The 10,822-nt window shown below is 70.2% G+C and carries 9 protein-coding genes; 3 read left to right on the forward strand and 6 right to left on the reverse strand.

What is annotated here, in order from left to right:
* Window positions 1-1,061, reverse strand: a 1,061-nt coding sequence (locus ACWELQ_RS25070; RefSeq protein WP_452399493.1) for a sensor histidine kinase, incomplete at its 3' end; no start/stop codon positions are given.
* Between the two features lie 217 nt (window positions 1,062-1,278).
* On the opposite strand from ACWELQ_RS25070, the gene ACWELQ_RS25075 reads away from it, so the two are divergent.
* Both ACWELQ_RS25075 and ACWELQ_RS25080 read left to right on the forward strand, forming a co-directional pair.
* Entirely contained in the window at window positions 1,279-2,115 is an 837-nt protein-coding gene (locus ACWELQ_RS25075; RefSeq protein ID WP_452399494.1) for a hypothetical protein, read from the forward strand.
* Window positions 2,116-2,249: 134 nt separating this feature from the next.
* Window positions 2,250-3,527 (forward strand): alpha/beta-hydrolase family protein, encoded by a 1,278-nt coding sequence (locus ACWELQ_RS25080; RefSeq protein ID WP_452399495.1) that lies wholly within the window; start codon window positions 2,250-2,252, stop codon window positions 3,525-3,527.
* Here the strand turns inward: ACWELQ_RS25080 and ACWELQ_RS25085 are convergent.
* The 3 genes from ACWELQ_RS25085 to gatC form a co-directional block, all read right to left on the reverse strand.
* A complete protein-coding gene (locus ACWELQ_RS25085; protein ID WP_452399496.1) occupies window positions 3,488-5,476 on the reverse strand; it encodes an ADP-ribosylglycohydrolase family protein in 1,989 nt (662 codons plus the stop codon). The two genes, ACWELQ_RS25080 and ACWELQ_RS25085, sit on opposite strands and share 40 nt — an antisense overlap.
* Window positions 5,477-5,660: 184 nt before the next feature.
* Window positions 5,661-7,130, reverse strand: a complete 1,470-nt coding sequence (gene gatA / locus ACWELQ_RS25090; protein WP_452399497.1) for an Asp-tRNA(Asn)/Glu-tRNA(Gln) amidotransferase subunit GatA — start codon at window positions 7,128-7,130, stop codon at window positions 5,661-5,663.
* Window positions 7,127-7,426 carry an Asp-tRNA(Asn)/Glu-tRNA(Gln) amidotransferase subunit GatC gene (gene gatC / locus ACWELQ_RS25095; protein ID WP_452399498.1) on the reverse strand — a complete coding sequence of 100 codons (300 nt, stop codon included), beginning with the start codon at window positions 7,424-7,426 and terminating at the stop codon, window positions 7,127-7,129. The genes gatA and gatC overlap by 4 nt, the downstream gene beginning before the upstream one ends.
* Window positions 7,427-7,669: 243 nt before the next feature.
* On the opposite strand from gatC, the gene ACWELQ_RS25100 reads away from it, so the two are divergent.
* Window positions 7,670-8,320: an amino acid-binding protein gene (locus ACWELQ_RS25100; RefSeq protein ID WP_452399499.1), complete on the forward strand. Its 651-nt coding sequence runs from the start codon at window positions 7,670-7,672 to the stop codon at window positions 8,318-8,320.
* 15 nt (window positions 8,321-8,335) lie between these two features.
* Here the strand turns inward: ACWELQ_RS25100 and ACWELQ_RS25105 are convergent, their stop codons facing one another.
* A complete protein-coding gene (locus ACWELQ_RS25105; protein WP_452399500.1) occupies window positions 8,336-9,091 on the reverse strand; it encodes a hypothetical protein in 756 nt (251 codons plus the stop codon).
* Window positions 9,092-9,151: 60 nt separating this feature from the next.
* Entirely contained in the window at window positions 9,152-10,687 is a 1,536-nt protein-coding gene (locus ACWELQ_RS25110) for a thioester reductase domain-containing protein (protein WP_452399501.1), read from the reverse strand.
* Between the last annotated feature and the right edge of the window lie 135 nt (window positions 10,688-10,822).

A 10,822-nucleotide genomic window follows, 5' to 3' on the forward strand; every position in this document is an offset into this window, starting at 1 on the left:
GCGGTGGCGGAATGCTCCCCGGGCCGCACCGCGACCGCGCGATCATTGGCGACCTCGAGGGTGAGCGCGGCCGCGCACGCGACGTGCACCCGGACCGCCGCGCCCGGCGCGTGCCGGGTGGCATTGGCCAGGGATTCCTGCACGATGCGGTAGAGGGCCAGCCCCGTGGTCTCCGGGACCGCGTCGAGGCTGCCGTCCACGGTCCAGGTGAGGGCCACCCCGGCCCGCTGCGCGCCCTCGAGCAGGCCGGGCAGATCGGCCGCCGACGGCTGCGGGGCGTGCTCGGGCAGCTGGCCGTCGCTGCGCAGCACGCCGAGCATGCCGCGAATCTCGTTGAGCGCGGCCCGCGCTCCCGTCCCGATGGACTCGAATTCGGCGCGCGCGTCGGCCGAGAGCCCGTTGATCCGATACGGCGCGGTCTGCGCCTGCACCACCACCATCGACATGTGGTGCGCCACCACATCGTGCAGGTCGCGGGCGATGCGCGCCTTCTCCTCGAGGATGGCGCGCCGTGCCCGCTCGAGCTCGGTCTCCTCCTCGGATTTCAGCAGCGCCTGCCGCGACACCGCGACCCATCGGATGAGCAGCCCGAACACCACCAGCCCGGTGATGGCCAGCGGCCAGCCGAATCCGGCCTCGGCGAAACTGTCCCCGGTCTTGGCCATGGTGGTGGCGAACAACAGCGAGGTCGCGACCCACACCACCCCGACCATCCGGATGGGCGCGCGCACCGCCACCGCGAGGACCAGCGCGAACAGCGCCAGGATGTGCACCACCTGGAACGGGATGGTGTTGCCGGGCTGATTGGGCACGGCCAGCGCGATCAGCAGCGCCGATCCGGCCGAAACCGCCCAGCCCAGTAGGGGATTCACCCGCAGCAGCACGATGGGGAACGCCGCGAACCCGGCGATGAACGGGGCGGCGGCCGCCGGCACCTTGTGGGTGAGGTGCAGCGTCGGCCACGCCACCGCGATGAAGATGACCGCGAGGATCACCGTGAACCCGTCGAACAGCTGCCGCGCTCGTGCGGTGCGGGCCTGCACAGACTTCTTTCCGACCATGCCTTCGACGGTAGAGACTCGGTGGGGCCACCACGTCATACCGGTGAGTGATCTAGTACCCCCTACCCGGGTACGACACCGCCCCGGCTCTCCCCCGGCTCGCCTGCCCGGGAACCGTCCCACAGGCTGACGCCCCGGTCGAGGCCCGATTCCTAGCTTTTGAGCCATGAGAGCGTTCCCGAATTCCCGCAGGACTTCGCCCCGTTCCCCCCTGCCGATGCCCGCGTCCGAATCCGCCGGGTCCCTGCCCGGATCCACCGCGTCCACTGCCGGGCGCACCGCATCGGCTCCCCGGCGCACCGTGTCCGCTCCCGGGACTTCCACGAATGAGCGCCGGGGTGTGCGCCGCCGCGCCGCCGCGCTGGCGGCCGCGGCGACCGTGGCCTGCTCGGCGGGCATCGCCTTCGCTCCGAGTGCGAGCGCCGCGAGCGCGGAACCCGCCGTGCCGGAGAACGCGGCCGCCCGCGTCGCGATCTTGGAATCGGTTGCCGCGCACCCGGATCCCACGCTCATCCCCGAGGATTTCGTCGCCTTCGCCGGATATCGACCGGTGGTGGCGGGCGGCATGCTCATCAACCCCAAGGGCGACTGCTCCTCCCCGGTCCCCTTGCCCGCCGAGTTCGACCTGGCCTGCGATGCGCACGACCTCGGCTACGACCTGCTGCGCTACGCCGCCTCGACCGGCCAGCCGCTGGGTCCGTGGGCCCGGCAGACCGCGGACGCGGGCCTGGAACGCCGCATGCACGCGGCCTGCGACACCCGCGCCAACCCGCTGTCACGCTCCGAATGCCACGTCATGGCGGGCATCGCCGCCACCGCCGTGGACCTGAACTCGCTCCGCCAGCACTACGGCAGCCCGATCTACGAGCCCTTCTTCGAACCCGACGGCACCCTCCCCTCCCCCGCCACCCTGTCGCTCGCGGGCATCGGCCTCGCCGTCGGATTGGCCATCGGGACCACCGTTCTCATGCGCCGCCACCGCTCCCGGCGCACCGCGACCACGCGGCTGGCCACCAGGGGCGTGCTCGACGACCGGTTGGCGGTGGCGTTGTGATCCTGTCCGAGAATCCAGTCGCGCATCGTGACGACCCGGATGTCCGGGAAGCGCCGGGTCCACGAATCCCGTTGGGGTGGTCGATTTTCCGAGTCCCACGAGTGGGGACGAGTGCGGCGGTGGCGGGTGGGACCATGATCTCGCTCGCGCCGGGGTTGTTGCCGCGGACGCCGTCGGCGCAAGCGATTCTGACCGCGCTGGTGGTGTTGATCGCGCTCGGGGTGGCCGCGCTGATTCGGATGGTGTTGCGGTGGACTCGGTTCGGGGTCATTCACCTGGTGCGCGCCCGGGTGCCGGTGTTGGTGGTTTCGCTGGCGCTGGTCGGGGCGTCGATGAGTTATGCCGAGCACTGGCAGAACAGGTTGCGTGCCGCCATGGGCGTCGGCGGGATCGGGCCCGCGTATTGGGCGCAGTGGTTGGCCTGGACCGTGCCGCTGGTCGTCGTGGTATTGGCCGTTGTCGGCGGTATGCGCTGGGTGATAAGGCGATTGGGCCGGGTGCGGAGTGTGGCGGCGGGGGTGGCGGCGCTGGTCGCGTTGCAGCTGGTGATCGTGCCGACGGTGGTGGAGTGGCGGCGGTCGGCGTATGCGGCGGCCAATTCGTATGTGGATCCGGAACTGGTGCAGCCGGATTCACCGTCGCGGTCGGGTAGTCCGGTGTCGATGGCGAGCTGGCCGTCGCTGGGTGCGCAGGGGCGGCGGTTCGTGGCGGGTACTCCGGCGCAGACCGTGCGCGTCTATGTCGGCCTGAATTCCGCGCCCGATCTGGATTCCCGGGTGGCGCTGGCGATTCGGGAGCTGGAGCGCACCGGCGGATTGCAGCGCCACAACCTGGTGGTGACGGTCCCGACGGGTTCGGGCTGGATCGACAGCGATGCCGCCAAGGGGCTGGATGCCCGTTTCGGCGGTGATGTGGCGCTGGTCGGCCTGCAATATTCGGACGCCCCCAGCTGGGTCACCTTCGTGTTCGGCCGCCATGCCGCCGAGGAGTCGGCGCGGGCGCTGTTCCGGGCCGTGCAGCAACGGATTTCGCGGCTGCCGGATCCCCCGAAGCTCTACATCTACGGTCAGAGCCTGGGCGCGCTGGGCGGCAGTTCGGTGTTCGCCGATGATGCCGACCAGGATCGCAGCGTCTGTGGCGCGCTGTGGGCGGGCCCGCCCGCCGGGGACGTCCATCACGGCCGCGCCACCGTGCTGGCGAATGCCTCGGATCCGGTGGTGCGCTGGTCACCGTCGCTGCTGTGGCGCGCACCGGATCTCACCGGCACCCGCCCGGACGCCCCGGTCCCGCACTGGCTTCCGGTGATCAGTTTCCTGCAGACCACCGCCGACCTGCTGGGCGCGCTCGATGCCCCGCCGGGCCACGGGCACCGTTACGGCACCGACCAGGGCACGGTGCTGCCGGGCTGTTGAGCGGCGGAACGGAATTCGCGGGTGAAGTCGGCGGCCAGCCGTTCGATGGCGGCCGCCGCGTCGAGCCGCGAGCGCCAGGTCTGCGGGATGGCGTGCACGCCCAGGTGCGCGCCCAGTAGCGCACCGCACACCGCGCCGGTGGAGTCGCTGTCCCCGGAGTGGTTGACCGACAACAGGACTCCGTTGCGGAAGATCTGTTCCGGTGGACCACCGCAATTCTCGGCGCATACCGCCGCGCAGACCCCGATCGCCAGCGCCTCCGAGCCGATGACGCCGGTCCCGAGCGGTTCCAGCAGTCCGGGCAGGGGCATGGGCCGCCCCCGGAAGGCGACCGCGTCCGCCAGCCCCAGCGCCTGGTCCAGCGCGTAGGTGGTCTCCTCGTGATCGCGGTGCCGAATCAGCTGCGCCCGCGCGTGTTCCACCGCCGTCCGGACATCCATGCCCCGGCCCAGCCCGTGCACCATGGCCGCGAGCGCGCCCGCGGGCAGCCAGCCGCCGGGATTGCCGTGGGTGAGTGCCGCTGCGTCACAGGCCAGTTCGAAGGAGAATTCCGGGGAGGGCGTGAATCCCAGTGGCGCGGAACGCACCACGGCCGCGCACCCCTTGGAGTCGTTGATGGGATGCTCGCGGGTGCCCAGCGGCTCCCCCGGCCGCTGCCGGGCCGCCACCCGCCGCATGGCCGAGATGGTGGTCTGGGTGGGTCCGCGGTTGGTCATGAGTTCCGGATATCCGGTCAGTCCGCTCTGCAGCGGTATCGGCTGTTCGGGGACGGCCTGTCCCTGACCGCGCAGCCACACCAGCAGGTTTTCCTGGATCAGCCCGACGGTGGCCCCGGTGCCGCGTTCCCGGATCCGTGCGCCGCGGATGAGCGCCTCCATGGTGAACAGCGCCAGCTGGGTCTCGTCGGAGATCCGGCCCTTGTATCCGCTGCCTTCCCCGGTCACCCCGGCGATCCCGTAGCGCTGCTGGATGTTCGGCAGCAGCATGGTCTCGATGGGCGCGCCGAGCGCGTCGCCGATCGCCCCGCCGTAGAGGCAGCCGAGCACGGTGTCCTCGCGCGGCGCCCATCCGGTGGCGGTGGCGCGCGGCCGCCGCACCAGCGAGACCGGTTCGGCCACCGTCTCCCAGGCGGCCTGGGCGAATTCGAAGCAGGTCTCGTAGCGGTCGCGCGGGTCCTTGGCCAGCGCCTTGTGCAGCACCGTGTCGAGTTCCGCGGGCAGTTCGGGCCGCAACGCGGTGACGTCCGGCGGCGGGGATTGCAGATGCCCGAGCATGACGGTGGCGATATTGGGCGCGTCGAACGGCCCGCGCCCGGTGAGCAGCCGAAACAGCGTGCAGGCCAGTGAGTATTGGTCCGAGCGCGGTCCCATGGGCGCGGAGGTCAGCTGTTCGGGCGAGGCGTAGGCGAGGGTGGCGTTGAGCATGCCGGTGCGGGTCAGATGTGCGGTGTCGTTGAGTACCCGCGCGATCCCGAAGTCACTGAGCAGGGCGCGTTCGGCGAATCCGGTGCCGATGCCACCGGAGCGCGACAGCAGGATGTTGGCGGGCTTCACGTCCCGGTGCAGGACGCCGCGCCCGTGCGCGTAATCCAGTGCGGCCGCGGTCTGCACGATGATCTCGAGCGCGCGTTCGGGCGCGAGATCGTAGGGGTCGACCGAGGCCCCGTCGACGCCGTCGACGTATTGCATGGCGATCCACAGCTGCTGGTCCTCGTCGCCGCGGTCATAGACGGTGATGATGTTGGGATGGTCGAGCTGGGCGATGACGTCGGCCTCGCGTTCGAAGCGCATGCGGGTCTCGGTCTCCCCGAACATCTCCCGGTGCAGCAGTTTGAGCGCGATCAGTCGCGGGAGCCGAGGGTGGCGGGCCGCATAGACCGAACCCATTCCGCCACGGCCCACTTCGCGCTCGATCACGTAGCCAGCGAAGACCTCGCCGCGTCGCAACATCCCCAATGAAACCCTTCACACACGACGAACGAGAGCCAGCCTACCGGTCTGGACCGACGCACCGCAGTCGTTGCCGCATCGCCCGGAAGTCGACCGCCCAGAACCGGACAGACCCGGCGGACAGCATTCGGCCCCCGCCGGTGGGTACCGGCGGGGGCCGAATTCGCTTGGGAGCGGGGCCTGATCAGGCGATCGGGCCGCGGGCCGCTTCGTAGGCCGCGCCGACGCGGTAGAGGCGGTCGTCGGCGAGGGCCGGGGCCATGATCTGGAGGCCGACCGGGAGGCCGTCGTCGGCGGAGAGGCCGGACGGGACCGACATGGCGCAGTGCCCGGCCAGGTTGGTGGGCAGGGTGCACAGGTCGGAGAGGTACATGGCCAGCGGGTCGTTGACCTTCTCGCCGAGCTTCCACGGGGTGAACGGGCTGGTCGGGGAGACCAGCACGTCGACGCTCTCGTACGCCTTGTCGAAGTCCCGCGCGATCAGGTTGCGGACCTTGTTGGCCTGACCGTAGTAGGCGTCGTAGTAGCCGGACGACAGCGCGTAGGTGCCGATCATGATGCGGCGCTTGACCTCCGGGCCCAGGCCCGCTTCACGGGTCAGCGACATGACCTGTTCGGCGGAGTGGGTGCCGTCGTCACCGACGCGCAGGCCGTAGCGCATGGCGTCGAAGCGCGCGAGGTTCGAGGACACCTCGGACGGCAGGATCAGGTAGTAGGCGGGCAGCGCGTACTCGAAGTGCGGGCACGACACCTCGATCACTTCCGCACCCAGATCCTTGAGCTGTGCGACCGCGGCGTCGAAGGAGGAGATCACGCCGGGCTGGTATGAGTCGGAGTGAAGTTCCTTCACCACACCGACTTTCACACCCTTCAGATCGCCCTTCGCACCCTCGCGGGCGGCGGCGACCACCGGCGGCACCGGCACATTGCGCGAGGTGGAGTCGCGCGGGTCGTACCCGGCGATGACCTCGTGCAGCAGCGCGGTGTCCAGCACGGTGCGACCGCACGGGCCGCCCTGATCCAGCGAGGACGCGCAGGCGACCAGGCCGTAGCGCGAGACCGTGCCGTAGGTGGGCTTGGTGCCGACGGTCGCGGTGACCGCGGCGGGCTGGCGGATCGAGCCACCGGTATCGGTGCCGATCGCGAGGGGAGCCTGGTAGGAGGCGAGCGCGGCGGCCGAGCCACCACCGGAACCGCCGGGAATCCGGTCGGTATCCCAGGGATTGCGAGTAGGCCCGTACGCGGAGTTCTCGGTGGACGAACCCATGGCGAACTCGTCCATGTTCGTCTTGCCCAGGATCGGGATTCCGGCAGCGCGCAGCTTGCTGGTCAGCGTCGCGTCGTAGGGCGACACCCAGCCCTCGAGCATCTTCGACCCGCAGGTGGTCGGCATGTCGACGGTGGTGAAAACGTCCTTGAGCGCCAACGGAACACCGGCCAGCGGCGAGGCGACGGTGCCGCCCGCGACCTGCCGGTCGACCTCGGCGGCGGTCACCAGCGCCTGTTCGCCGGCGACGTGCAGGAAGGCGTTGATCTCCCCGTCGACCTCGGCGATGCGCTGAATGTGTGCCTCGGTCACCTCGACCGCGGACACCGCACGCGAGTGGATCTTGTCCGCGAGATCGGCAGCGGACAGTTTGGTCAGGTCCGTCATGCGCCCTCTCCCAGAATCTGCGGAACCATGAACCGCTGCTCATCGACCGCGGGAGCCATGGCCAGCGCCTGCTCCGGGGTCAGGCAGGGCTGCACCACGTCCGGGCGGGTGACGTTGGTCTCCGGATTCGGGGATGCGGTGGCGGGCACGTCCGCGGCGGCGACCTCGGAAATCTGTGCGACGTGGGTCAGGATGGAATCCAGCTGACCGGCGTACAGATCGAGTTCGTCGTCCGTCAAAGCGAGCCGGGACAGCCGGGCGAGGTGAGCGACCTCGTCCCTGGAGATGGCGGGCACCGCGGGACCCCTTTCGGCATGGTTCGAGCTTGGGTATTGGCCATCCGACAGCCTAGTGGGTGTCCTGCGGTCACCGGTCGCAGGTGTGCGCGAGACCTGGCAACATCAATGTGTAACCGATGGGTAAGTGGCCCGCCTCACACGAAACCTTCGATTCGATAACCGGCTCTCGAGGGTGTAAGTATTGCGGGACTCGGGTACCCGTCCGAAAGTTTCAGTGGCAAAAGAAAGAAAGGAAGGCACGTGTCCTACCTGCTTCGCGTGCAACTTCCCGATCGCCCAGGAAGTCTCGGATCGCTCGCCCTCGCGCTGGGTTCGGTCGGCGCGGACATTCTCTCGCTGGACGTGGTCGAACGCGGCGACGGTTTCGCGATCGACGACATCGTGGTGGAGGTGCCCTCGGGCGCCCTGCCCGACACCCTGATCACGGCGGCCGAATCACTGCACGATGTGCAGGTCGATTCGCTGCGGCCGTACTCCGGGATCCTGGACACCCATCGCGAACTCGAGCTGATCGATCAAGTCGCCAACGCGCGCGACGATCGGCTGCAGGTGCTCGTCGACGGCGCGCCGCGGGTGCTGCGGGTCGGCTGGTCGACCGTGATCGACATGGGCCCGCAGGGCGCCTACCGCGTGGTGGGTTCGCAGAGCGCGCCCTCCACGCAGGCCGCCTCCGCGCCGTGGATGCCGCTCGAGAAGCCGACGGTGCTCGACGGCGAAGGCGACTGGGTGCCGCAGCTGTGGAAGGACATGGACACCAAGCTGGCCGCCGCGCCGCTGGGCAATACCGGCAAGGTGCTGCTGCTGGGCCGTCCGGGTGGGCCGGACTTCCGGCCCTCGGAGGTGGCGCGACTGGGCTATCTGGCCGGGATCATCGCCACCGTCCTGGGCTGAGTTCTTTTCTGCCCGTTACTTGTTCGCCTGCTTGTTGAGGGCGTCGAGGAATTGCAGCGCCCCGATGCCGCCGAGCGGTCCGGCGATGAAGATATTGCCGATGACCGCGCCGATCGCGCCCAGCGCGGCACCGGTCACCAGGCAGCCGCCCAGGAATCCGGGGATGGCGAGCGCGCCGACGGTCATGGTGCCCGCGGCCGCGCCCAGCACGATGCCGCCCGCCACGCAGCCGATGGTCGCGCCGACGACGGTGCCGACCAGGGTGCCGAGGGTGACGCCGAGCCCGGCCATGGTGGAGAAGTTCATGACCGCGGTGTTGAAGTCCGGGGACTGCCAGTCGATGGCGATGTCGCCGATCTTGCCGGAGGCGACATCCTTCAGGGCCGCGTCGGTGAGCGCGGGCGGGACGGCCGGTGCGATGTCGTGGATCTCGACCGCGCGCGCCGGATCGGTGACGGGGGTGAGCGTCGCGGTGGTGCCGTGGATCTCGGCGGCGATCGGCCAGCTCTTGCCGTCGCGCTGATAGGTGAGCGGAATGCCGTCCAGCACTTGACCGTTCGCGTCGCGGACCGCGAAGCGGCCGTCGGTGGCGGTGAGCGTGCCGCCGTCGGTGCTCAGGTGCACGGCGCCGTCGCGGACCTCGGCGGTGAAGTGCAGGCCGGACGGCTGCTGGGCCGGAACCGGTTGCGCCGGTTCGGCATTGGCGGTGGCGGCGGTGGCCAGGGCGGCGACGGACAGCGCGGCGACAATGGCCGCGTTCGGGGTACGCATGGGGACTTGCCTCTCATCAGATTGGTGCGAATTGCCTTCGGAGTCAGGGGCCGAAGGCGATCAGACGACGGACGTGACGTCCGCCGTGGGGACGGACACGGCGTCCGGCGCGGGCAGGAATCCGGTTCGCAGGAAGAACCGGATAGCCGCGTCGACGGCGTGCGCGTCCAGGTGTGGCGCGGCGATGTTCGCGCCGCGCAGACCGCGTTCGGTGTGGGTGCGGTCGAATCGGATCGGCCCCGGGGGTATGGGAGGCCGCGCCTGAAGCAGGGCACGGCACTGCTCGCCGTCCCCACCCAGGCTCGGCAGCAGATCGATCCAGGCGGGCTCGGGCACCGGGGTCAGCCGGTAACCGTGCGCGCGGAGTCTCTCGAGAACTGTCGCGAGAGAAGTTGGTTCGGGTGCGAGGTGGTGGAACACTCCGGTCGCGTCGCTGTGGAGCAGGTGCGCGACGGCGTCGGCCAAATGGTCCACCGGCACCAGGTTCACAGGTGCGACATCTTGCGGGGCGACGCCCAGGGCGACCATGGCACGCACCATCGTCCAGAACGCATCCCGCTCATTGCCCGCACCGCTCCGGGAGTGCCCGCTGATGCGCCCGGGCCGATGCACGGCCACCGGCAGGCCGCGCTCGGCAGCTTCGAGCACCATCCCCTCAGCCACCCATTTAGCCTGAATGTAGCCATTGGCAAGGACTTTCGCGGCAGGTGCTCGACGTCCCTCCGGTATCGGATCAGGATTGCCGTCGGCCGCCACTGCGGTGTCGCAGGCGGAGATGTAGTGCACCGGAATGACCTTGTGCGCGAACGCCAGCCCCAGGATCTCCCGTGTCCCGCCCACGATGCCGGGCCGCAGCCGCTCGTAGGGCGTCAGGTGATGCACGGGTGCGCCGTTGTGCACGATCACGTCCACCGACTCCGCGAGTGCCCGATAGGTATCCGCCGCCAGCCCCAGCCCGGGCCGCGTCAGATCCCCGGCGAGCACCGTAACCCGGTCCCACGGAACATCGATCCCGTACCGCCGCAACGTCTCCCGCAATCGTCCGGCGGCACGACGATTGCCCTCGGCCTCGGCGATGGGCCGCTCGCCGGTCGCGCGGACCAGGCAGACGACTCGGCTCCCCGGCTGCCGCAGCAGGCTTTCCAGCAGGAACGCACCGAGGAATCCGGTTGCGCCCGTGAGCAATACCCGCGCGCCAACGGGCAGGTTCACGGACGGGACGACAGCACCCGGTAGGCGGAACTCGGGATCCAGGCGGGCGTCGGCCTCGAGGTCCGGGACCGGGCGGGGGCGGGGGCCGTCGGCGGCGAGCTCGGCCGCGAGTTCGGCGACCGTGGCGGTTTCGAAGAGGGTGCGCACCTCGACCGAGTCGGCCAGTTCGTCGCGGATGCGGGCGGCCAGGCGGGCGGCGGTGACAGAGTCGCCGCCCAGGGCGAAGAAGTCGTCGTCGACGCCGATGGACGGGATGCCGAGCACTTCGGCGAACAGGGCGCACAGGTGGTGCTCCTGCGTATCGCGCGCAGGGCGGGAAGGTCGCGGTGCGGCGGGCCGGGGCAGGGCGGCGCGGTCGAGCTTGCCGGTCAGCGTCGTCGGCATCCGGTCGAGGACGAGGAACGCGGCCGGGATCTGATAGCGCGGCACCCGGTCGAGCACGCACACCGTCTTGTGTGTCCTCGTCGGTGCGGCCCAGCGTCGGCAGGATGAGCGCGGTCCGCCCGTGCACCACGTGGC

The organism is Nocardia sp. NPDC004722 (assembly GCF_053601505.1).